The sequence below is a fragment of the Parabacteroides sp. KHUB-02 genome, assembly GCF_056640955.1.
In genome coordinates, this window is record NZ_JBWQEV010000001.1 from 4,162,474 (window position 1) to 4,188,053 (window position 25,580).

General features: G+C 43.5%; 14 protein-coding genes. 13 read left to right on the forward strand and 1 reads right to left on the reverse strand.

The window, feature by feature from the left end; translation table 11 throughout:
- The first annotated feature begins 15 nt into the window (after positions 1 to 15).
- The 9 genes from ACYIA1_RS17755 to ACYIA1_RS17795 all read left to right on the forward strand — a co-directional run bounded on the left by ACYIA1_RS17755 (position 16) and on the right by ACYIA1_RS17795 (position 15,094).
- On the forward strand, positions 16 to 1,773 hold the full coding sequence (locus tag ACYIA1_RS17755) for a RagB/SusD family nutrient uptake outer membrane protein (protein ID WP_373147415.1): 1,758 nt from the start codon (positions 16 to 18) through the stop codon (positions 1,771 to 1,773).
- Between the two features lie 63 nt (positions 1,774 to 1,836).
- On the forward strand, positions 1,837 to 3,576 hold the full coding sequence (locus ACYIA1_RS17760; RefSeq protein ID WP_373147413.1) for an alpha-L-rhamnosidase-related protein: 1,740 nt from the start codon (positions 1,837 to 1,839) through the stop codon (positions 3,574 to 3,576).
- Positions 3,537 to 4,181, forward strand: a complete 645-nt coding sequence (locus ACYIA1_RS17765) for a hypothetical protein (RefSeq protein WP_373228251.1) — start codon at positions 3,537 to 3,539, stop codon at positions 4,179 to 4,181. Before ACYIA1_RS17760 ends, ACYIA1_RS17765 begins: the two co-directional genes overlap by 40 nt.
- A gap of 293 nt (positions 4,182 to 4,474) precedes the next feature.
- A complete protein-coding gene (locus ACYIA1_RS17770; protein WP_005867296.1) occupies positions 4,475 to 5,020 on the forward strand; it encodes an RNA polymerase sigma-70 factor in 546 nt (181 codons plus the stop codon).
- Between the two features lie 74 nt (positions 5,021 to 5,094).
- The gene (locus tag ACYIA1_RS17775) at positions 5,095 to 6,024 is read left to right on the forward strand and encodes a FecR domain-containing protein (RefSeq protein ID WP_373147409.1); all 930 of its coding nucleotides are present in this window, start codon (positions 5,095 to 5,097) and stop codon (positions 6,022 to 6,024) included.
- A gap of 240 nt (positions 6,025 to 6,264) precedes the next feature.
- Entirely contained in the window at positions 6,265 to 9,474 is a 3,210-nt protein-coding gene (locus ACYIA1_RS17780; RefSeq protein ID WP_373226891.1) for a TonB-dependent receptor, read from the forward strand.
- A gap of 13 nt (positions 9,475 to 9,487) precedes the next feature.
- On the forward strand, positions 9,488 to 11,116 hold the full coding sequence (locus ACYIA1_RS17785; protein WP_005863235.1) for a RagB/SusD family nutrient uptake outer membrane protein: 1,629 nt from the start codon (positions 9,488 to 9,490) through the stop codon (positions 11,114 to 11,116).
- Between the two features lie 62 nt (positions 11,117 to 11,178).
- Positions 11,179 to 13,035 (forward strand): glycoside hydrolase family 127 protein, encoded by a 1,857-nt coding sequence (locus ACYIA1_RS17790; RefSeq protein WP_005863237.1) that lies wholly within the window; start codon positions 11,179 to 11,181, stop codon positions 13,033 to 13,035.
- 16 nt (positions 13,036 to 13,051) lie between these two features.
- On the forward strand, positions 13,052 to 15,094 hold the full coding sequence (locus ACYIA1_RS17795; protein WP_005863239.1) for a beta-L-arabinofuranosidase domain-containing protein: 2,043 nt from the start codon (positions 13,052 to 13,054) through the stop codon (positions 15,092 to 15,094).
- 97 nt (positions 15,095 to 15,191) lie between these two features.
- Here the strand turns inward: ACYIA1_RS17795 and ACYIA1_RS17800 are convergent, their stop codons facing one another.
- Entirely contained in the window at positions 15,192 to 16,691 is a 1,500-nt protein-coding gene (locus ACYIA1_RS17800; protein WP_005863241.1) for a potassium/proton antiporter, read from the reverse strand.
- Between the two features lie 220 nt (positions 16,692 to 16,911).
- Here ACYIA1_RS17800 and ACYIA1_RS17805 point away from each other — a divergent pair, with 220 nt between their 5' ends.
- From ACYIA1_RS17805 to ACYIA1_RS17820, 4 genes are all read left to right on the forward strand, one after another.
- Positions 16,912 to 19,572 carry a transglutaminase domain-containing protein gene (locus ACYIA1_RS17805; RefSeq protein ID WP_241676209.1) on the forward strand — a complete coding sequence of 887 codons (2,661 nt, stop codon included), beginning with the start codon at positions 16,912 to 16,914 and terminating at the stop codon, positions 19,570 to 19,572.
- Positions 19,573 to 19,894: 322 nt separating this feature from the next.
- The gene (locus tag ACYIA1_RS17810; RefSeq protein WP_034530110.1) at positions 19,895 to 20,995 is read left to right on the forward strand and encodes an efflux RND transporter periplasmic adaptor subunit; all 1,101 of its coding nucleotides are present in this window, start codon (positions 19,895 to 19,897) and stop codon (positions 20,993 to 20,995) included.
- Between the two features lie 11 nt (positions 20,996 to 21,006).
- Positions 21,007 to 24,045: an efflux RND transporter permease subunit gene (locus ACYIA1_RS17815; protein ID WP_022191995.1), complete on the forward strand. Its 3,039-nt coding sequence runs from the start codon at positions 21,007 to 21,009 to the stop codon at positions 24,043 to 24,045.
- 4 nt (positions 24,046 to 24,049) lie between these two features.
- The gene (locus ACYIA1_RS17820; protein ID WP_022191996.1) at positions 24,050 to 25,393 is read left to right on the forward strand and encodes a TolC family protein; all 1,344 of its coding nucleotides are present in this window, start codon (positions 24,050 to 24,052) and stop codon (positions 25,391 to 25,393) included.
- The last annotated feature ends 187 nt before the right edge of the window (positions 25,394 to 25,580 follow it).

Below are 25,580 nucleotides of genomic sequence, written 5' to 3' on the forward strand. Positions count from 1 at the left end.
TAAAATTAAACAAACATGAAAAATCTATTTCATATAGCGAAAAAAACGTTCACATGGGTAACCGTCACGATGGCTGTTAGCCTGTTTAATGGTTGTTCTGATTTTTTGGATAAACAACCATTAGGCAAATTGAATGAGTCTGTATTAACAGATGAAAGTACCGTGAATAAACTCCTTATTGCCTGCTATAGTCCATTAAACGGATTTATCAACGGAGTTTGGGGAATAACAAGTGGGCCGGATAATGTCTTCTATGGAGATATGTGCGCTGGAAATATCCATAAAGGAAGTACTACCGGCGATCAAGGCGAACTGCTACAGATGGAGCGTTATGTCGCTACTGCTGAAAATGGTCGTATCCGGGATAAATGGATACTGGTATATGGAGCTATTGAGCGTTGCAACGACGTACTTCGTATGCTGAATGATAATAAAATTGATGGCTTATCAGAAGAAAGTGAAATGGAAATTAGAGCAGAAGCCCGTTTCCTAAGAGGATATTATCATTTTGAAGCGAAAAAAATCTGGAACATGGTCCCTTATATTGATGAATACGTGGAAGATCCGCAAAGAAGAGTTCCCAATGACAAAGATATTTGGCCTAATATTGAGGAAGACTTCTCTTTTGCTACCGGAATTTTACCGGATAATCAGAGTGAGCCTGGAAGACCTACGAAAAACGCCGCTAAAGCGTTCTTGGCCAAGGCTTATTTATTCCAGCAAAAATATAGCGAAGCAAAAGTTTTATTAGACGAAGTCATCACTAGCGGAAAATATAAGTTACTTGACAATTATTTTGATAACTTCAATGCGGAGCAAAACAATAACGCAGAAGTGGTATGGTCTAACCAGGTAGCGGTAAATGTAGCGGGAGCTGGTTACGATCGTAGCCAACGTGGTTTCGACTTATCTTATCCCAATGCTCCAGATCAACCAAACTTAAGTGGAGCCGGATTCCAACAACCTACTTTCGACTTAGTGAATGCCTATCAAGTAGACGAAAATGGCCTACCCATGATTGACACTTACGCTAACCATGAATTCAAAAACGACCAAGATATCGAATCAAGCGAGGCATGGGAACCAGATATGGAAACCCCTGTAGATCCGAGATTAGACTGGGTCGTTGGTCGTAGAGGCATTCCATATCATGATTGGGGATTGCACCCGGGAAAAGCTTGGATCAGGGATCAAGTCAGCGCAGGTCCTTATAACCAAAAGAAATGGATTATATTAGAAAGCCAACTTGCTACATACGCTTATGACAATACAGCAAAATTTAACGCAATGAATTTCAATATTATTCGATACGCTCAAGTATTATTGTGGGCAGCGGAATGTGAGGTGGAGATTGGTAACCCTGAGAAAGCAAAAGAATATGTCAATATGATTCGTCAAAGGGCAAAAGACGGATCTTACGTGAGATTAGGAGATGAAGCGCCTTTTGGCAATGGTCCAGTTGCCGCCAATTACAAAGTGAATATCTATAAAGATTCATGGGCAGGACTTAGTAAAGACGTATTACGAAAACGTGTACGATTTGAAGAACGCTTGGAACTTGCGTTAGAAGGTCATTTCTTCTTCGATTTGGTACGTTGGGATATCGCTGAGGATTTTTTAAATAAATATGTCGAAAGAGAAAAAAGACATATCCAATATTTAAATGGAGCCGTTTTTGATAAGAACCATCGCTATTACGCTATTCCTCTAACTGAAATAGACAGAAGCTATGTCGATGGTAAACCAACATTGACACAGAATCCGGGATATTAATTATAGTAAGTGTGAGGGGGTATCATAATATCCCCTCCACTTTTATCTACAAAAGATTTGAATATGACGCAATATCTAAAGTCACTTTATCTATGCATTTGTTTACTGGGGGGATTTATATCTTGTCAAACAAATGAAAGTATCACTCAAGATGAGGAGATACAAACAATCATGGAAGGAATCTCGAATCAAGCGGGTCAAGAAAAAAATCCTTATCTGACAGCAGGAGATAAAACCTACATAATAGGTACGCAAGATGGAAACTTCCCTGATCTTGGTGGACATACTCCCGGAGAGATGGGAGGAGTTTGGAATCATTTGATCAAGCTATTAGATGGCTTTTGGGTAAAAATGACAGATAATAAAGGTAATTCTTGTTGGTTGGAAAACGCAATACAATATACGAATTATCCTTTTGGAAGTAAATTTGAGTACGCTCCTTTATTTAATAATAGTATCCGTGTCAATCGTTTCCAATTTTGCCCACAAGGAAAAAATGGTGTTGTTATTACCTATACCATCGAAAATGTATCGGATTCAGAGCAAACGGTCCTTTTTGATTTTGTCGCAAAAACAGATTTGTTGCCTGTATGGTCATCCGGGACAATCGGGTTAAAAGACGCAAATGATGTCGTGAACTGGGATGCCCAAGATGCCATTTTTAAAGCGAAAGATTTAGGTAATAACTGGAACGTGATTTGGGGAGCGGATCAACATACGAGTATTTATCAACTAGATACTCCTACTTATATAAATACGCAAGGAACGGGTAAAAGTGCCTCTTCTACTTATACGATTACACTTCCTAAGAATCAGGAGAAAAAACTTTCTTTCGTCATCGCAGGATCAAAAGACAGTGAGGAGGATACCCTAAAAAGTTACAAAGACATCTTAGCGAACCATTCCGAAATGTTGGAAGATAAAAAAATGTATTACACCCAACTATTAGAGAGAGGACGGATTAACATTCCAGATAAAAAGTTACAAGAGGTTTATAACTGGTGCAAAATCAATACGGAATGGCTTGCGGCAGATATGGAAAGTGCAGGACGCTTTCTGGGAGCGGGCGCAATTGAATATCCATGGTTATTCGGTTGTGATAATTCTTATTCATTACAAGGCCTTGTCGCTACAGGTGACCAAAAATTAGCAAAAGAGACATTGAGAGTTATCAAAGAGATGTCAGAGAAAGCCAATAGGAATGGCCGTATTTTGCATGAAATGGCATTCAACGCATTCGTCAGCCACAAAGGAAATACTCAAGAGACTGCTCATTTTGTCATCGCTGTATGGAATGTTTATAAATGGACTGGTGATAACAAATTCCTTGCAGATATGTATCCTTATATGCAAAAAGGTCTGAACTTCCTTTTGAAAGATATGGATACAAATAAGAATATGTTCCCCGAAGGGTATGGAATCATGGAAGTTAGAGGATTAAATGCGGAATTGATTGATGTCTCTGTTTATACCCAGCAAGCACTGGAAGTTATGTCGCAGATTGCCTTAATAATGGGAGAAGAAGCATTTGCCAGTGAGTGTGCCTCGCAAGCAATCGATTTGAAAGAAAGGATAAACGACCTATTTTGGGATAAGGATTTAGAAATTTATTGTGATTTTTATGGAACGAGAGAGCAAGCCTTAGAAACGACTAAAGGTGCTATCGAACAGTTCGTAATACAGAATACAGGTGGGATGTTGCCGAGGTTTCCTTACAGGAATATGAGGATAGCAAGAAAAAGCATATCGCAATGTATGAGGATATGTATAAACAATTTGAAGCGTATCCAACCGGTATTATGAAAGGATGGTTAACTAACAAGAATTGGGTAATAAGCACTCCAATAGAAACTCAGATTGCCTCAGAAGACAGAGCTATTCAACAATTGGATAAAGTACGAAAAGAGCATTGCGGTAAATATGGTCCTTATTTATCCGCTGTCGAAAGAGATCGCATGATGACTATCGCAACAGGCGTACAAGCGATGGCCGAATGCGCTTACAGACGTGTAGATGAGGCTTTATGGTATATCAATCGCATCGTCGATACATTTGGCCGTACACTTCCGGGATCAATCAATGAGATGATGCCTGATTATGGCTGCCCTGTTCAAGCATGGACTATCTATGGTATAGCAACACCTTTGATTCGTTATATATATGGCATACAACCAGAAGCCTATAAAAAGATCTTGACCCTAAGTCCTAATTTACCATCAGATTGGGACTTTATTGAAATGAAAGATCTTCCTGTTGGAAATAATAAGATCAATTATAAAGTAAAACAACTGGAAGATGGATTGGAAATCACGTTAGATACAACTGAAAAGGATTGGAGTTACCTATTAAGACCGGTAAAACAACCTATCAAGCGATTTATCGTGAATGGTAAGGAACAACGGATTTAGAGAGAGACGGGGCATGCCCCGTCTCCACATATAGACACCGCTTCATAATGAATCTAAAATTAAAGCAGATAACCCCAACTATTTTGAGTAAATAGAACTTAGTCTGAATTCCGTATTCAAGACCTCTTTCCACTCTAACCTTTTACTATCAATGCGATAAATGGACAACAATCAATTTCTTTCATCCCATATTATACTTGAGATAACCGGAAAGCGGGAAAAATGAAAGTATGATTACTTTAACTATTTTTCTATCAAAAATTCCTACTTTTACCGCTAAATCTGTATTGAAGATGAAAGGAGACGATTTTAATATCATTTATGAACGGAATTACCGACGGTCATTCCTGTTCACCAAATCATATGTACATGATGACATGGTGGCTGAGGATATCGTAGCTGAATCGCTTGTAAAATATTGGCGACTGGTCTCTGCTGGAGAAAACGAGATAACAGAAGCCTTATTGCTCACGATTTTGAAAAATAAAGCCCTTAACTATTTACGCCATAAAGCCATACATGATGCCGCTATTGAAAATTTAGAGGAAATAAAAAATAGAGAACTAAGCATTAGAATTTCCACACTCGAGGCTTGCGATCCGAAAGAGATCTTCTCTGATGAGGTCAATAGGATCATCCACAAAACTTTAAAAAACTTACCAGAACAAACTCATCGAATATTCGAGATGAGCCGCTTCGAGAATAAAACCGTAAAAGAAATAGCGGATGAGACAAACCTCACCATAAAAGGTGTAGAATACCACATAACCAAGGCTTTAAAAGCTTTGCGTATCAACTTGAAAGACTATCTACCCTTATTTTATTTTCTTTTTTCTTAATTTTTTTCATTTTCCCACTAGGGATTTAGCGCACAGCGTTGTTTTTATAATAGAAAATAAATTAACAGACATTCATGGAGCAATTACTACAACGGTACATAAGAGGTAAGGTTTCCGAAGAAGAGAGACTGAAAGTAGTGTCATGGCTGGACGAAAATCCTGATAACATGCGTGAATTTCTGGCTTTACGTAAATTATATGATATTTCACTTTGGCATACGGATACAGAGCAAAAAATAATTCATAAAAAATTCATTCCACCAATTCGACGTATCGCAATCGAAACACTAAAAATAGCAGCGATCTTTTTAATTGGAATTTTTGTTACTAAACAATTCGTAGAACAAAAGGTAGAGGATATACAAATACAAACCATCCATGTACCCACAGGTCAGCGAGCTGAGTTAACCTTAGCGGACGGGACACATGTTTGGCTCAACTCTCGCTCGACATTGAAATTTCCTAATAAATTCGGCACAAATAAACGGAACGTAGAACTTAACGGAGAAGGGTATTTTTCTGTACATCATGACAAAAAACGTCCTTTTACCGTACAAACCGAAAAATACGCAATTCATGTATTGGGTACCGAATTTAATGTTAAGGCATATCACAACAGTCCTTTATTTGAGACAGCATTATTAAAGGGCAGCGTAGAAATATCTTCCTTAACTATGCCGAAAAGATTACGCCTAAAGCCGAACGAGATGGCGATCGCAAGTCAGGAAGGATTAAATACATCCCATATTCCTGACTACAACTACTTTAAATGGAAAGAGGGATTATTCTGTTTCGAAGACGAGTCGATCCAAAGTTTAATAGAAAAGTTACAGCTTTATTATGATATTAAAATTGATGTTCAACGACCATCCTTACTTCAATACCGTTATTCCGGCAAATTCCGTATCAAAGACGGAATTGACCATGTATTGAAAGTATTACAATTAAAACATAAATTCACTTATACAAAAAATGAAGAAACGAATCTAATCGTGATAAAATAAATATTTAGTCGTTAACCTTTTAAATACAGAATATAGAGAATGAAGACATAACAAACAATTAACAGCACAAATTACACAAAAAGGGAGATGCTGCAACATCCCCCTTCCGTAAGTCAGTACCAGACTTGCGAAAATAAATTCATTTAGTACTAACAAATAAGACATTACAAATGTATGAAAAAAATTTGTAACGGGCATTTTATGTCCCCTTTTAACACAGAAGACAAAACATTTCGAATAATGAGATTAACATTCATTGCATTATTTGTATTCAGTTTCAGCTTACTCGCATCCGTACATTCACAAACGATGCGCATCAATATCAATGCTAATAATGAATCTACGCATTCAATTTTAGAACAGATAGAACAGCAAACTGATTATTTATTCATATATAATACAAATGAAATCGACTTAAACCGTAAAGCATCCGTACACGCTCAAGACCAAACAGTAATGGATGTTTTGTCACAAATTTTCAGAAACACGAATATTGGATATGCGATTGAGGGCAGTAATATCATGTTGATGAAGAAAGATGAAAAAGCAGAACAACAACAGGATAACAATAAGGTCTCAGGAACAATTACAGATAAATCTGGAGAACCTATTATCGGTGCTAACGTCGTTATAAAAGGAACAACTAACGGAACTATTACAGATATAGATGGTAATTATACGTTAGATGTTCCTGTTTCTGCCATCTTGCAGATTTCCTATATCGGATATTTGACACAAGATGTTCCTGTAAATGGGAAACAACAAATCAATATCCGTTTAGTAGAAGATACGCAACAATTAGACGAGGTGGTAGTGGTTGGCTACGGTACACAGAAAAAAGGGGAATTAACTTCATCTATTTCCAGCATAAAAAGTGAAACATTCATTCAAGGTTCAGTGCAAGACGCAGCCCAGTTGCTTCAAGGAAAGGTTGCGGGACTTGGCATTGTCATGCCAAATGGTGATCCGACGTCTTCATCCCAAATTGTATTGCGTGGTATCGGCTCACTAAAAGGAGACCGGGTGCCATTAGTTATTGTCGATGGAGTTCCGGGTGATATGAGCACTGTTGCACCAGAAGATATCGAAAGCATAGATGTTATAAAAGACGGCTCAGCCGCCGCCATTTATGGAACCAGAGGAAATAATGGTGTTATTTTCATCACCACAAAAAAAGTGAAAGGAGAGATACCTGTAACTATTGATATTCAAGCTTATGTCACTACCCAGCAAATCAAAAAAAGATTAGATATGATGGATGCCAATCAATACCGTCAATTAGTAAAACAAGGGAAACCCGGCGCTATTGATTATGGTTACGACACAGATTGGCTAGACCAGATATTAAGGACTCCTATTTCTTACGTAACTAATGCCAGTCTACGCGGAGGTAATCGCAACTCTAATTATATCGCAAACATAAACTATAAGTCTGGCCAAGGCATTATCAAACGCTCAGACAATAGAGTATTAACCACACGATTGGAAATCAACCACTCTATGTGGGATAACTTATTAAAGTTTAATTTAAACATCATGGGTAAAGAACAAAGATATACAGCCTTAGGAGATGGCAAAAGCTTCAATGGGGAAATTTACCGAAATGCATTAATCAATATTCCAACTGAACGTCCGAAAGACGATAACGGAAACTGGATTGAGCATCCGACAATGAACGGATATATGAATCCGGTAGCTGCGCTATATGAAAGTAATGGCGAGAATAAAAGTACCCAATTACGTACATTCGGAACCGTTACATTGACTCCCATGGATGAATTTTTCGTAAAAGCATTAGTGTCGAGAACCTCTTATAATCAAACCCGCGGATATGCTGAAACTAAAAAACACATATCAACTGTCCGTAATAGCAAAAACGGGTTTGCTTCTCGTGGAACAACAGCTTCTATCGATAATCTGTTAGAGATCACAGCCCAATACAAAAATAATTTTGGTGCTCATAATCTTACTGGTTTAGCGGGTTATTCTTATCAAGACAATACCTATGAAAATTATTGGATGCAAAACTGGGATTTTCCATCCGATCAATATAGCTATAATAATATGGGGGCTGGAGCTGCCTTAAAAAGAGGAGAAGTTGAGGAAAAGTCTGAAAAAAACAAGTCTAAGTTAATCGGTGTATTTGCTCGTATCAACTATAGTTTCAATGATCGTTATTTAGCATCTGTCAGTATCCGTCATGAAGGAGCTACACAATTCGGAGCTAATTATAAATGGGGAAATTTTCCTGCCGTATCCGTAGGTTGGAATATACATAATGAGGAATTCATGAGCTCCTTACGTTTTATCAGTAGTTTGAAAGCTCGTTTAGGTTTTGGTGTAACGGGTTCCATTCCTGAAGATCCATATATGTCATTAAGCCGCTTGACCAGCGATAAGAATCTCTATACTGGTTCTGGCTGGCTCCCTTCATTAAAACCTTCAAGTAACGCAAATCCAAACCTGCGTTGGGAAAAAAAAGAAGAGTGGAACTTAGGAGTAGACTTCGGCGTTCTTGATAACCGTATCAGTGGATCTATAGACCTTTATAAACGCACGACAAAAGATATGCTATGGAACTATCAAGTAGCCACTCCTCCTTATTTATATCAGGAAATCCTCGCAAACGCAGGAACTATGCAAAATAAAGGACTAGAGATACACCTCAGTGCAATCCCAGTACAAACAAAAGAATTCTCATGGACAACTAGCTTTAATTATTCGACTAACAAAAATAAGTTGGTTGCCTTATCCAACGAGGAATTCCAATTAAAATCCGGTTATATAGAAGATGGCTGGACTGGCGAACCTATCCAACAATATACCCATCGAATATTTGAAGGGGGTGAGGTTGGTAATTTCTACGGTTTTAAAACTATTGATATAGATAGCGAAGGACGTTGGATTATTGAAGATAAAAACGGTAATCCAAAACCGATCTCAGAGCAACAAGCAGAAGATAAAAAAATTATTGGAAATGGCCTGCCCAAACACCTATTAAGCTGGGATAACAGTTTTACCTTCAAAAATTTCGACTTAGGTATAACTATGCGAGGTGCATTCGACTATGACATCCTCAACTACCCCCGCATGTTTTATGAATGTCCTGTAAACTTGACCCGGGGAAATTTGCTTGCCACAGCTTATGAACCGAAGTACGGAAAGACTGTACTAAACGACCAACAGGAACTTCAATATGTTAGCTATTTCATCGAAAGAGGAAACTTTTGGAAAATTGATAATATCACCATTGGTTATACCTTAAAACTTAAGAATGATTATTTAAAAAGGATACGTATATACGCAACCGGTAATAACCTATTCACATTTACAGGATACAGTGGATTAGACCCTGAGGTTAATACGCAAGGACTTAATCCCGGATGTGATGAATTAGGCCGTTACCCTTCTACACGTTCCTTTACTTTAGGCGCAATGTTTACTTTTTAAAATAAATAAACTCATGAATACAATTAAAAAACATATAAATATCTTATTATTAGGTTGCTGTTCATTGAACTTTATTTCCTGCACAGACCTAACCGAAGAAATCTTCTCTGACATTACTGAAGATAGTTATAAATATGAAGCTGGAGACGCGACTAAAGTGGTTGGTGCCGCTTATACCAATCTTCAAGATTGGGGATATTGCGGTTCCGGACAAGCTCCAATGCTGAGTCAAGAAATATGTACCGATGCCGCAGTGTTCCCCGCTAATGGTTCCGGTTGGGATGATGGAGGTGTATTTCGTAGAATGCATCAACATTCATGGAACTCCGAACAATTACAAGTGAATCGTTTATGGGAAGTTTGCTATTCCGGAATTATCTTGGCAAACCGGGCTATCAGCATTATCAACCAAGATGATTTTCCTTTTGCCGCTAATGAAAACAAGGCTGCCATGATCGCTGAATCTCGAGCATTACGTGCTTTCTATTACTGGTACATCATGGATAATTTCGGAGATGCTCCTTTAGTAACGGAACCCACCTCAGAATTACCTGTAAAAACATCCCGGAAGGATCTTTATGATTTTATAGTCAAAGAACTAAAAGAGTCTTTCAGCGATCTCCCAACAGAGAAAAATGAATCTAATTATGGAAGATTCACATTATGGGGAGCTAAAGCCCTCCTCGCTAACGTATATTTGAACGCAGAAGTATATACAGGTGATCCCCAATGGAATGCTTGTATTCAAGAGTGTGATGATATTATTAATTCAGGAAAATACAGTTTAGACATTAATTATAGCGATCCATTTAAGGCACACAATGAAAACTCATTAGAAAATATATTAGTCATTCCTTATGATGAAATATTTGCCACTGGATTTAACTATCATTTAGCCGCCTTACACGGAGCAAACCAAAAAACGTATGATCTAGTTGGAAGCCCTTGGGGAGCTGGGGCCTATAAAGGAATACCTCAATTCATCGACACCTATGATCCAGATGACGAACGTTTAAATGCGACTTGGCTAGGAGGTCCCCAATACGCATCTGACCGGACACCTCTCACAGGCTCTTATGACTTAATGGGACAACCGCTTATCTTCGTCAACAAAATGCCCAACGGAATTTTCACTGGTGAGGCAGAAGGATATCGCTGGTTAAAATATGAGGTTGAGATGGGAGCCAGAAGTGAACTAAATAATGATTTGGTCTTATTCAGACTTACGCAAGTCCATATGATGAAAGCAGAATGCCTTTTACGTACTGGGAAAGCAGATCAAGCAGCGTCTATTGTAAGTATGGTCAGAAAAAGAGCTTTTAAAGAACATCCTGAAAAAGCAATTGTCTCAGGAGCGCAATTACAAGAAAAATCCTGTTACAAATACGGTACGGTAGAAAACTATGTATTAACTTCGCAAAATCAAGTTTATCCGGAAAAATTCGGACGTTTCTATGATGAACTAGGTTGGGAATTCGCTGGAGAATCTTATCGCCGGAGAGATATGATACGTTTCGGTCATTTCACAAAAGCTAAATGGTTATCTCATGAGCCGAATGGAGATTATAAAACGGTATTTCCCTTACCTCAAAAAGTAGTAGATACCAATCCGAATCTGGAACAAAATCCGAATTATCAATAATAACATAGAGGGTATGTCTCTATATTGACATACCCTCCTTTAATCTCAATTTCTAAAGCTATATGAAGCAATACCTTTTACTCGCTGCGTCTGCCTTTCTTTTGCAAGGGTGCCAGACCTCTAAAGAAGATATAAAGGAACAGCCTTTGAAGATGATCGAGCAGATCGATTTTTCTCATGTGAAAATCAATGACAACTTTTGGTCACCCAGACTCAGCAAACATGTCTCGGCGACCTTGCCTGTCTGTATCGATCAAATAGAGAATCAAACCGGACGTATCCGTAATTTCGAGAATGCAGCGAAAGGGGAAGGAGAGCATTCCGGCATTTTCTTTGATGATTCCGATGTATATAAAGCGTTAGAAGGTATGGCTTATAGCCTGATCAACAATCCGGATCCCGAGTTGGAAAAGAAAGCGGACGAATGGATTGACAAATTCGCTGCCGCCCAACAACCGGATGGCTACATCAATACCTTCTATACACTCACCGGATTGGATAAACGGTGGACCAATATGGACAAGCATGAGATGTACTGCGCCGGACATATGATTGAGGCAGGAGTAGCGTATTATCAAGCTACCGGAAAGCGCAAGTTATTAGACGTATGTATACGCATGACAGATCATATGATGAGCCAATTCGGTCCGGGAAAAAGACATTGGGTACCGGGACACGAGGAAATAGAACTGGCGCTTGTCAAGCTTTATCAAACCACCCAAGAGCAGAAATATCTGGATTTCGCTTATTGGCTGCTGGAGGAACGTGGACACGGTCACGGCACTATGGGTGATGAAGGTAAATGGGACCCGGTTTACTATCAAGATATCGTTCCCGTCCGGCGACTTACCGATATCTCCGGGCATGCGGTACGATGTATGTATTTGTATTGCGGTATGGCCGATGTGGCTGCCTTGAAGAATGATACGGGATATATAGCCGCCATAGATCGTCTATGGGATGATGTGGTACACCGCAATATGTATATCACCGGGGGAATCGGTTCATCCCGGGATAACGAAGGGTTTACGGAGGATTACGATTTACCGAACCTAGATGCTTATTGCGAGACTTGCGCTTCTGTCGGAATGGTGCTTTGGAACCAACGTATGAACCAACTTACCGGAGACTCTAAATACATCGACATACTGGAACGTTCTTTATATAACGGTGCGCTTGCCGGTATCTCCTTGGGTGGAGACCGCTTCTTCTATGTCAACCCGCTGGAATCTAAGGGTGATCACCATAGACAAGAATGGTATGGTTGCGCTTGTTGCCCAAGTCAGCTTTCACGCTTCTTGCCTTCTATCGGAAATTATATCTACGCCTCCTCCGATGATGCGTTATGGGTAAATCTATATATCGGAAATACGGGGCAAATACGGATAGGAGAGACTGATATCCTATTAACACAAGAAACGGACTATCCGTGGGATGGATCGGTAAAACTAACAATTTCTACGTCTCAGCCTTTGGAGAAAGAGATACGCCTCCGCATTCCGAATTGGTGCAAAACCTATGATTTAAGTATCAATGGTAAGAGAATAAACGTGTCTGAGAAAAAAGGCTATGCGGTAATCAAGGATTGGAAATCGCAAGATGTAATCGCTCTAGATATGGATATGCCCGTGGAAATTGTTGCGGCAGATCCGCATGTCAAGGAAAATTTCGGCAAACGGGCGATTCAACGAGGGCCACTTGTATACTGCATGGAAGAAATAGACAACCCGGAATATTTCGATCAAATCCAGTTGAGCCCAAGTACAACATTCCAGACAGCCTTCGTTTCCGATATATTGAATGGGATAAAAACAATTAAAACAAACGGTAGGGCACAATCTGCTACCTTCATTCCCTATTATGCGTGGGATAACCGTAAAGCAGGAAAAATGAGGGTATGGATCCCCTATAACGAATAACTAAAAAAGCATCAAAATGAAGTATTTATTAACGATAACATTATCAAGCCTAATCTCAATTACCTCCTTTTCTGCCACTTTGCCGGGAAATGAAGGTTCTATCAACATTAATTACCCGAACAATCGTTATCCATTAGCCTCTAAGCCTTATATAGAGTTGCCTATTGGGGATGTTAAACCTGCGGGTTGGCTAAAAATCCAAATGGAACGAATGTGTACGGGAATGACCGGCCATCTGGATTCTATCTATACGAAAGTAATGGGACCGCGTAATGGTTGGTTAGGCGGAGATGGAGACGTATGGGAGCGAGGCCCATACTGGATAGATGGCTTACTACCTTTGGCTTACATCATGAATGATGAGGCCCTGATCCAAAAAGTAAAGCCTTGGGTTGAATGGACATTGGCCTCTCAAAAGCCTAACGGATATTTCGGGCCAGATACAGACAGAGACTATGAACCCGGCTTACAACGGGATAACGCACAAGATTGGTGGCCCAAAATGGTTATGCTCAAAGTTCTGCAACAATATTATTCCGCTACCAATGATCAAAGAGTTATCTCGTTCCTCACTAATTATTTCAAATACCAGCTTTCTGAACTACCTAAAAGTCCTCTGGGAAAATGGACTTTCTGGGCTGAACAACGAGGAGGGGATAATCTGATGGTCGTATATTGGCTTTATAATATCACGGGCGATCCTTTCCTTCTGGAGTTAGGAGAGTTAATCCATAAGCAAACCTTCAATTGGACCGACGTGTTCTTGAACCAAGATCATTTAGCCCGGCAAAACAGCCTGCATTGTGTAAATCTCGCCCAAGGATTCAAGGAACCTGTCATTTATTACCAACAGAGCCATAATCCTCAAAATCTGGAAGCGGTTAAGGAAGCTGTACGGAAAATGCGCCATACGATTGGTTTTCCTACAGGATTATGGGCGGGAGATGAACTTTTACGTTTCGGTAACCCGACACAAGGATCAGAACTCTGTACCGCTGTCGAGATGATGTTCTCTCTCGAGAAAATGTTAGAGATAACCGGAGATGTCCAGTGGGCTGATCATTTAGAGAAAGTCGCATACAATGTACTGCCAACGCAGATCAAGGATGACTTTTCCGCACGACAATATTATCAGCAAGTCAATCAAATAGCGATCACTTGCGAAGGACGTAACTTTGTCTCACCACACGAAGACACAGACATTATTTTCGGAGAATTGAGCGGTTATCCTTGTTGTACCTCCAATCTACATCAAGGCTGGCCTAAATTCACACGACATCTATGGTTTGCCACCGCCGATAATGGCATCGCTTCACTTATCTACGCACCATCGGAAGTGACTGCCCAAGTGGGAAACGACATCACGGTTAAAATCGCAGAGAAGACCGATTATCCCTTTGAAGAAAAGATCGATTTCAATTTATCGTTCCCTAGCAAGAAAGACAAGAAAGCCTTTTTCCCTTTTCACTTGCGTATTCCTGCTTGGTGTAATAATCCCGTGATTACGATAAATGGCGAGGCTGTCTCTATCGCAGCTCACTCTGGCGAAATCGTACGAATCAACCGGGAATGGAAAGATGGCGATCATATCCAGCTAGAGCTACCCATGCGTATATCCACAAGCAATTGGTATGACGATGCGGTTGTCATCGAACGAGGCCCATTATTGTATTCCCTAAAGATGGATGAGAAATGGGAACGCAAGGTTGATCAACGCCCGGAGTCTTCACATAAAGGAGAATGGTATTATGAGGTCACCTCTACTTCAGCATGGAATTATTCCCTGATTCGCAAATATCTGAAAGAAGAAGAACTAGAGAAAAATTTCGTCGTTAGAAAGGCAGAGAACATAGCCCCTTACCCATGGAACCTAGAGAATGCCCCTATCACGATCAAAACAAAGGGACGGATCTTACCTTCATGGAAAATGTTCAAAGGTTCCGCCGGCCCCGTAAATTTCTTCATGCAAGCCAACGAACCGATGGGTGATGAAGAGACGATCGAGTTAATTCCTTATGGCTGTACCACTTTACGTATAACCGAGTTCCCGGTACGATAAAATAATGTGCCAATATGTTCATATGTGCCAATATGCCAATGCTTATTTTACACAAATAGTATTCGCATTGGCACATTGCCTACATTGGCACATTATTTCAATTCTTCTTCATCGTATAATCCTTCACCCCCAAGGAATCATACGCCTGCAAAAGCGCCTCGTCATTATCGGAGATCATTAACAACTTGTCGTTCTCCTTTAATTCCGTATTTCCTTTCGGGATGAAATAGCGGCCTTCCCGTTTCACCATTACCGCCAAGGTATGATCGGGTAAAGTCAGCTGCATCAATTTATTTCCATGGGATAATACCGCCGGGGTAATATCGATCTCGCTCATAGCGCTCTTGATCTCCTCGGGAAGCTCGATGCCAAACTCATCCTTTCGTTCCGGCTCATCCACCATATCCAGCCATTTTGCGGCTTGAGTAACCGTGGTTCCTTGAATCAGCAAAGAAAGAATCGTGATAAAGAATACGATATTAAAGAACATACCGGCATGCTCGATCCCGGCGATCATCGGGTAAGTAGCGAAAATAATAGGAACCGCCCCGCGTAATCCCACCCATGAGATATACAGTTTACCTTTGAAAGAGAAATTCTTATAAGGTATCAAGCAAAGGAACACGCTAATCGGACGGGCGATCAAGATCATAAAGACTCCCACCATAACACCTACACCCGTCACCGGTAATAACTCATGCGGGTTCACTAGCAAGCCTAACGTAAGGAACATCACGATCTGCCACAACCAAGCGAAACCGTCAAAGAACGTCCCCATACTTTTCTTGTGAACAATCTTAGCGTTACCAACCACCAAACCAGCGATATAAACCGCTAAATAGCCATTACCCTTACATAAGGTCGTAGCGGCGAAGGTGAAGAAAGCCGTAGCCAATAAAAGGATCGGATACAAAGACTCGTTATCTATATCGATCTTATTGATAATCAACACAGCCAGTCTCCCCAATAAGAAACCGGCGATAGCTCCCACCGATAATTGAATGACCAAGGATAGCCCGGCCTCCCAAATATTCATACCTCCGCTTTGTATGTAAGCGATCAGAAGCAAGGTAAGCATATAAGCCATCGGGTCATTACTACCACTCTCCAGTTCCAAGGTAGGACGCAGACGCTCTTTCAAATAAACCCCTTTACTGCGCAAGATGGAGAAAACCGAGGCTGAGTCCGTAGAGGACATGACCGCCGCCAGCAATAAAGATTCCGGGAAAGTCAACGTAACATATTTGCCAAATAAACCAAATAACCAATAGATAAACCCGCCCGTGATAAAAGTCGTGGCCAGCACCCCGAGCGTAGCCAATACCACACCTTGCGAGGCGATAGGTTTGACCTCCGCAACTTTCGTATCCATACCACCCGAGAACAAGATGATACTCAACGCCAACATGCCGATAAACTGGGCCACATTCGGATCGCTGAACTGGATGCCCAGACCATCGCTGCCAAACAACATTCCCACACCAAGGAACAACAACAAAGCGGGTAAGCCGAAACGATAACCGGCCTTACCGGCGAATATACTTAAAAACAGGATCACAGAAGCTATTAATAGCACTTGCTCAGGATTTTGAAACATACGCAAAACGGGTTTTATGATTAGTGATTTGATACTTTGTCACAAAGTTCGTAAACTTTTTGTAATTATAATCACACAAAAAGAAGAAATCCGGTCCCAAATTTACAGGAAGACCAGATTTATTCTTTCTATAGAAAAACAAATCTTTCTTACAAATTGTTCGAGAATTTTTCTATCTCGCATAGAATCATTACTTTTGGCAAACATACATATCCGCTTTATGAACAAAAAACATCTATTTACGCTGTTGTTCACATTACTCGTATGGACGAGCTGTAACAACCAACAACATTTTATTACCGACGCCGCTTACCGAGCTGAGGTTGAGAACGATTTCCAAGCGAAACAGGCCGCTCTGCCTAACGGAAACCTTTTCGCAGTATTTAACGATCAAATGACTCCCGAAGAGAGGGAGGCGTTAACCTTCATGTACGCCTATATGCCGATTGGAGACATCACGGACTATAGTGGCGATTTCTATTTGAAAAACATCCGTTCCTCTTTCCAAGCACGGAATGAGATGCCTTGGGGCGATAGCATTCCAGAGGATATCTTCCGCCATTTCGTATTGCCGGTACGAATCAACAATGAGAATCTGGATGAAAGCCGCATGGTTTTCTTTGATGAGTTGAAAGACCGGGTGAAGGGTCTCTCGTTGTACGATGCCGTACTGGAAGTGAATCACTGGTGTCATGAGAAGGTTATCTATACCCCTTCCGATGGGCGCACAAGTTCCCCTTTGGCATCCGTAAAGACCGCTTACGGTCGTTGCGGCGAGGAGTCTACCTTCACGGTAGCCGCTTTACGTTCCGTGGGTATTCCCGCGCGTCAGGTATATACGCCCCGCTGGGCGCATACGGATGATAACCACGCATGGGTAGAAGCTTGGGTGAATGGTAAATGGTATTTCCTCGGCGCTTGCGAGCCCGAACCGGTATTGAATCTGGGTTGGTTCAACGGCCCTGCTTACCGGGGTATGTTGATGCATACGAAAGTATTCGGTAAATACAATGGCCCGGAGGATGTCATGGAACGTACCGATGGGTATACCGAGATCAACGTGATCGATAATTACGCGCCTTCGGCTAAAGCTGTTATCACGGTTACGGATGCCAATGGCAAGCCGGTGAAGGACGCTTTGGTAGAATTCAAGATTTATAATTATGCCGAGTTTAACAGTGTAGCCCGCAAGAAGACGGATGCGGATGGCAAATGCTCATTATCCGCCGGAAAAGGGGATATGTTGGTATGGGCCAGTAAGGACGGCAAGTTCGGCTACAGCAAGGTCTCTTTCGGCAAAGACGGAGAGGTTACGATCGCCTTGAACAAAAAACCGGGAGATGTGGAGACGATCGCCCTAGATATCATACCACCGGTGGACGGCTCTATCCCAGCGGAAGTTACACCGGAGCAAAAGGAAGCGAACGCCAAACGCTTATTGGAGGAAGACGCTATCCGTAATAAATATGTAGCCACTTTCTATACGGAAGAGAAAGCGGAGGCTTTAGCGAAAGAATTGGGTATCGACCCGATGAAGACAGAGGATTTCATGATCGGTAGCCGTGGTAACTGGATGGAGATCGAGAAGTTCTTACGGGAGACTCCCGCCGAGAAGCGTGCGCAAGCGATGGCTTTATTGGATGTCGTATCCGCTAAGGATCTACGTGATACACCTGCGTCTGTCTTTGCGGACCATTTAAACAATACGCCGGCCGTTCAAAGCGAATGGTTCAATGAATATATCATGAATCCTCGTGTGGCCAATGAGTTCCTGACTCCTTATAAGAGTTTCTTCGCTGCAAACATTGAGCCTTCCCTTGCGAAACAAGCCGTAGAGAATCCACAGGCATTGGTGGATTGGGTGAAGAATAACGTCTCCATTAACGACGCGCTAAACGCACAACGTATTCCGATCATGCCGATGGGTGTATGGAAATCCCGTATCGCTGATAAGGGCTCCCGTAATATCTTCTTCGTGGCCGTGGCTCGTAGCTTAGGTATTCCGGCACGTATCGAGCCGGTAGCCCGCAAGATCCAGTACTTCAAGGACAACGCTTGGGTAGACGTCGATTTCGAGGCTGCCGTACAGACGACCGCTAAACAAGGCAAGGTAATCGCTTCTTACCAACCAATCAAGGCGCTGCAAGACCCGAAATATTACAGTCACTTCACGATCGCCAAGGTTTTGCCGAACGGTACTTTACAGACCTTGAATTTCGAGAGAGGCGGTAATGTGGATATGGGCTTGGGAGATACTTGGAGCGGATTACTGAAGAAACCGTTATCCATGGATGAAGGTAATTATATGTTAGTGACCGGTACTCGTATGGCAAACGGTAGCGTATTGGCCGAGATCGAGTTTTTCAATGTGGAGGCAGACAAGACCACCCCGATCCAATTGGAAATGCGTGAAAGCAAGGACGAGATACAGGTGATCGGTAATTTCAACTCCGAGAATAAGTTCAAACGTGCGGACAACGGTGAGGAGACCAGCCTGCTAGCTACTACCGGACGTGGCTACTATATCGTAGCGCTTCTAGGCTCCCGCCAAGAACCGACAAACCATGCGATGCGTGATATCGCCGCCGTGAAGAAGGAACTGGAGGATTGGGGACGAGGCATCGTGCTTCTCTTCCCGGACGAGAAAGGCTATAAGAACTTCGATCCGAAAGAGTTCGGCGATTTACCGGGCACGATCACATACGGTCTGGATATCGACGGGGCGATCCAAAAGGAGATGGCTACAGCGATGAAATTGCAAAACGCCAATACCTTGCCGATCTTCTTGATCGCCGATACGTTCAATCGTGTCGTATTTGTCTCTCAAGGCTATACAATTGGCTTGGGCGAGCAGTTAATGAAAGTTATACATAAGCTATAACAGATCGTTTCACAAGTGTGATCTGATCTTTTCACCCATGTGAAACGATCGGATCACGGCTGTGAAACGTTCTTTTCACCTATGTGAAAAGATCTATACGACAGGAGACACTCATTTCTTCTACCACAAACCGATCAGACTTCCTCCCTAGATTCGTTTTAATTCCCTTATTTTTCCCGTTCTTCCCAATCAAGGATTCATCTATCAAAAAAATAATATCTTTGATTAAACCTTTTTACGAAAGGGCAGTCTAAACTTGCGTTTAGTTATATATTTTGGAGTAACGAGTGTAAATTATCAGTAAATACCATACGAGAACATGATGACAAAGAGAGCGAAATGGGGAGTTACGGCGGCTATCTTATTAATGATAGCGGGAATGATCGCTTACCCTCAATTGAAAAACAAGTTCAAGGCATCCCAAGATGCCGCTTCCGTCGTACCCACATCGGGCACGAGCCTGCGAAACCAGACACTTAACATCAACGCCGAGGTATTGAAATACCAATCATTAACCGATAAGATCATGAGTACCGGGAGTACCCTTCCAGACGAAGAGGTGGATTTGGCTTTCGAGTCCTCCGGTAAGGTGGTAGCAATCTATTTCACGGAAGGTACCCACGTAAAGGCGGGCGATCTGTTGGCCAAAATCAATGACAAGCCGCTGCAAGCCCAGCTAAAGAAGCTGGAAGCCCAAGTCCCTTTAGCCAAGGATCGTGTCTATCGCCAACGTACCTTGTTGGAGAAAGACGCCGTCAGCCAAGAAGCCTACGAGCAAGTAGCCACCGAATACGAGAAGCTAATGGCGGATATCGAGCTGGTCAAAGCGAATATCGCCCAGACAGAGCTTCGGGCTCCTTTCGACGGGATCATCGGACTTCGCTCCGTGAGTGAGGGCGCATACGTTACCTCCTCCTCTTCCGTAATCGCCAAGTTGACCAAGATATCCCCTTTGAAAATCGAGTTCTCCATCCCCGAGAGCTACGCGGCCGAGGTACAAGACGGAACCCCGATCCTGTTCCGCATGGAGAAAGACGGTATGATGCAGAACTATAAGGCGACCGTTTACGCCGTGGAAAGCAAGGTAGATATGGCAACCCGTACCTTGAAAGTACGTGCCACTTACCCGAATCCGGGCGAGAATATCTTACCCGGCCGTTATACCTCCGTCGAGATCAGCAAGCGGGAGATCAAGGACGCTTTAGCCATCCCCAGCGAGGCCGTTATCCCCGAGATGGGAAAAGACATCGTTTACTTATATAAGAACGGCGTGGCCGAGCCTCAAGAGATCACGATCGGTATTCGAACCGAGAGCCGTGTACAGGTATTGCAAGGGTTGAATGTGGGCGATACGCTGATCACGTCCGGAGTGATGCAGTTACGTACCGGCATGAAAGTTTCTATTGATAACTTGACTGAATAAGGAGAAGAACGATGGCAAATATTTCAGAAACCAGTATAAACCGGCCCGTACTCTCGACAGTGATGATGCTGGTCATCCTCCTGTTCGGCTTTATCGGTTACCGGTTCCTTGGCGTCCGGGAGTTCCCGAGCGTAGACCAGCCGATTATCTCGGTCAACGTATCTTATCCCGGAGCGAACGCCGACGTGATCATGAATCAGATCACCGAGCCGTTGGAGCAGAATATCAACGGTATCCCGGGTATCCGTTCATTGAGTAGCGTGAGTAGCCAAGGCAGCAGCCGCATCACGGTAGAGTTTGAGTTGTCCGTGGATATGGAAACGGCGGCGAACGATGTACGTGATAAGGTATCTCGTGCCCAACGCTACCTTCCCCGTGACTGCGACCCACCTACGGTATCGAAAGCGGATGCCGATGCCTCCCCGATCATGCAGATCGCCATCCGAAGCAACAAACGCTCGTTGATGGAGTTGAGCGAGATCGCCGAGCTAACGGTGAAAGAGCGTTTGCAGACCATCGAGAACGTGAGTGGCGTGGATATCTGGGGACAAAAACGGTATTCCATGCGTCTATGGCTGGACCCAATCAAGATGGCGGGTTACGGAGTGACCCCGATGGACGTGAAAAACGCCGTCGATAACGAGAACGTGGAGCTTCCTTCCGGTAGTATCGAGGGAAATACGATCTCCTTATCCATACGTACCTTAGGATTGATGCATACCGCCAAGGAGTTCAACGATTTAATCATCAAGGAAGACAACAACAACATCGTGCGCTTCAGTGATATCGGACGTGCGGAGGTAGCTCCCGAGGACTTGCGGAGCTTACTGAAGAAGAACGGCGAGCCAATGGTTATGACCGTTATCATCCCCCAACCGGGAGCCAACCATATCGAGATCGCCGACGAAGCCTACAAGCGTATCGAGCAATTACAAAAAGACCTGCCGGAAGATGTCACGATCGAGATGATGTATGACAACACCCGCTTTATCCGGGCCTCTATCGGCGAGGTACAACAGACGATCTACGAGGCTTTCCTCTTGGTCGTATTGATTATCTTCTTGTTCCTCCGTGACTGGCGGGTCACGCTGGTTCCTGTCGTCGTTATCCCCGTATCGTTGGTAGGAGCTTTCTTCGTGATGTATATCTCCGGATTCTCCGTCAACGTATTGACGATGTTGGCGGTCGTGCTCTCGGTCGGTCTGGTGGTAGACGATGCGATCGTGGTGGCGGAGAATATATATGTACGTATCGAGCAAGGCATGTCACCGAAAGAGGCGGGTATCGAAGGATCGAAAGAGATCTTCTTCGCCGTGGTATCTACCACGATCACCCTGATCTCCGTATTCTTGCCGATCGTGTTTATGGAAGGTATGACGGGGCGCTTATTCAAGGAGTTCAGTATCGTGATCGCCGGTTCGGTCGCTATCTCCTCGTTCGTGGCCCTTACGTTTACACCGATGTTGGCTACCAAGCTATTGAAGAGGAGAGAGAAGAAAAACTGGTTCTATCGGAAGACCGAGCCGTTCTTCGAGGGATTGAACACGATCTACGCCAAGTCGTTGAACGCGTTCTTGAACCATAAGATATGGTCGATCCCTATCGTTATCCTTCTTTTCGGATCGATCGGGTACTTCTGGAAGAACATTCGTTCCGAGTTATCGCCTTTGGAGGACCGTTCCATGATCTCCGTGAATATGCGCGGGCCGGAAGGGGCTACCTTCGAGTTTATCCGCGACTATGCGGACCGTATTGAGCAAATAGCCGACTCCATCGCTCCCGAGAAGCAATCCATCATGACCCGCTCGTGGGAAGGAGGAGGTTCGCTAAACCTCATATTAAGCGATATCAAGGAACGGGAACGCTCGCAGATGGAGATCGCCGAGACCTTGTCGAAAGAAGTCCGCAAAGAGACCTTGGCCCGCGCCTTCGTACAACAGCAATCCACCTTCGGCGGACGCCGGGGCGGTATGCCTATCCAATACGTACTGCAGGCCCCGACCTTGGATAAACTGCAAGAGTTCCTGCCTACGTTTATGCAAAAGGTGAACGAGAGCCCGGTCTTCCAGATGGCGGACGTGAACTTGCGCTTCACCAAGCCGGAGGCACGTATCGAGATCGACCGGGATAAGGCTTCCTTATTGGGCGTCAGCACCCGCAACATCGCCCAGACCTTGCAATATGCGTTGAGCGGACAGCGTATGGGCTACTTCTATATGAATGGTAAGCAATACCAGATATTGGGCGAGATCAACCGCCAGCAACGAAATACCCCTGTCGATTTAAAATCGATCTATGTACGTAGTAACAATGGGGAAATGATCCAGCTGGATAACTTGGTTAAGGTTACGGAAAACGTGGCGCCGCCCCAATTGTATCGCTATAACCGTTTCGTATCGGCGACGGTTTCCAGTGGATTGAATAAAGGATACACGATCGGCGATGGTCTGGACGAGATGGACCGTATCGCCTCGGAGGTGCTGGATGGTAGCTTCCGTACCGCTCTTTCCGGCGAGTCGAAAGAGTTCCGTGAGAGTTCTTCCAGTTTAATGTTCGCCATGATCTTGGCCTTGTTGATGATTTATTTGGTGTTGGCCGCCCAGTTCGAGAGTTTCAAGGACCCGTTGGTAGTGATGTTCACCGTGCCTTTGGCTATCGCCGGTGCGCTGATGTTCATGAGTTATTCGGGTATCACGATGAATATATTCAGCCAGATCGGTATCATTATGTTGATTGGTTTGGTGGCGAAGAACGGTATCTTGATCGTAGAGTTCGCCAATCAGCGGCAAGAGTCGGGACTTAGTTTGCCGGAAGCGATCCGCTCGTCCGCGACCCAGCGTCTGCGCCCGATCTTGATGACTAGCGTATCCACCATCCTCGGTTTGGTGCCATTGGTATACGCTACGGGCGAGGGTGCCCAAGGGCGTATCGCCATGGGTGTAGCGGTAGTAGGCGGAATGTTGGTATCGACCTTCTTGACCCTGTTTATCGTACCGGCCATGTATTCATTTATATCCACCAACCGAAAAAAACAAAACACCAAGTTGTAGATTTATGAAGAAATATGTATATACCTTATTATTTGCCTTCTCTTCCCTCTTTATAGCGGAAGCGCAGCAACTATTCGATCTGAAACGGTGTATCGAAACCGGATTAGAGCAGAACTACTCCATCCGTATCATTCGTAACGAGCAACAGATCAGCGACAATAACGCCACCCCGGGAAACGCCGGTTATCTGCCTACCGTAGATATGAGCGGCGGATTCAGCGGAAATATCAATAACAACCGTAACAGCCTGCAAGACGGATCGATCGAGAAGGCGAATGGTATAAACAGCGAGACGGGCAACGTCGGACTAAACGTTAACTGGACGGTTTTCGACGGTTTCGGTATCCAAGCCGAATACTCTCGCTTGAAAGAATTACAGCGAATGGGGGAATTGAACACCCGCATGACCATCGAGGATTTCGTAGCCAACCTTTCCAGCGAGTACTACAACCTGATCCGGCAGAAAATCCGTTTGCGTAACCTCCGTTCCACCTTGGATCTTTCCAAGGAGCGTTTACGGATCGTGGAAGAACGGTATTATATCGGCTCCATGTCCCGTCTGGACTTGCAACAGGCTCAAGTGGACTTCAACTCGGATAGCTCCAAGGTATTAAACCAATTGGAGGTCGTGCATACCTCCCGTATCCGCCTGAACGAGTTGATGGCATTAAATAATGTGGAGGAGGAAATCCAGATCAAGGACTCCTTGATCTACCCGAACCCGTTCCTCGACGAGGTAGATCTATGGAAGAATACCCTCGAAGCCAACGCCTCACTCCTGATCGCCCAAAAGAACCAGACGTTGTCTGAGCTTGATTATAAAAAGGTAAAAAGCCGCTATTATCCCTATGTCAAGCTAAACGCAGGCTACGGCTACACGGCGAACTGGACGGAAGTGGGCAATTACGACCTCCAACAACGGCTGGGGCTTAATTACGGCGTGACCATCGGTATGAGCCTCTTCGATGGTTTCAACCGGAAACGTGAGCAACGCAACGCCCGCATCCAAATCGAGAACCAGCAATTGCGCATCCAAGAACTGGAACTTGCCCTGCGTGCGGACATGAGCAACTTCTGGATGGCCTATAAAAACAACCTCGACCTATGGAGCCTAGAGAAAGAGAACCTCGTAGCCGCCCAAGAGAACTACCGGATCGCCATCGACCGCTATAAACTTGGCGAGTTGTCTGGTATCGAATTGCGTGAGGCACAAAACAGTCTGCTGGAAGCGGAGGAGCGTCTTTCCGTGGCGGAATACTCCACCAAGATCTGTGAGATCTCGCTGCTTCAATTAAGCGGGCAGATATTAACCTATATCCGCCCAGAACCGGAGAAAGCCAGTTTCTAAGATAAAGCTAGTGCCACGCTGATGGCATGACTGTGCCACTGCGATGGCACGCTGGTGCCACCTTTATGGCACGGCTGTGCCATCCGCATGGCACAAGTCATTATAACCCCGTTTAATGACTAGAGGCTTATGCTAATTGCGTTTTTTTATGTAAGTTCGCGGTAAATGGCAAGGTCTCATTGCCCAA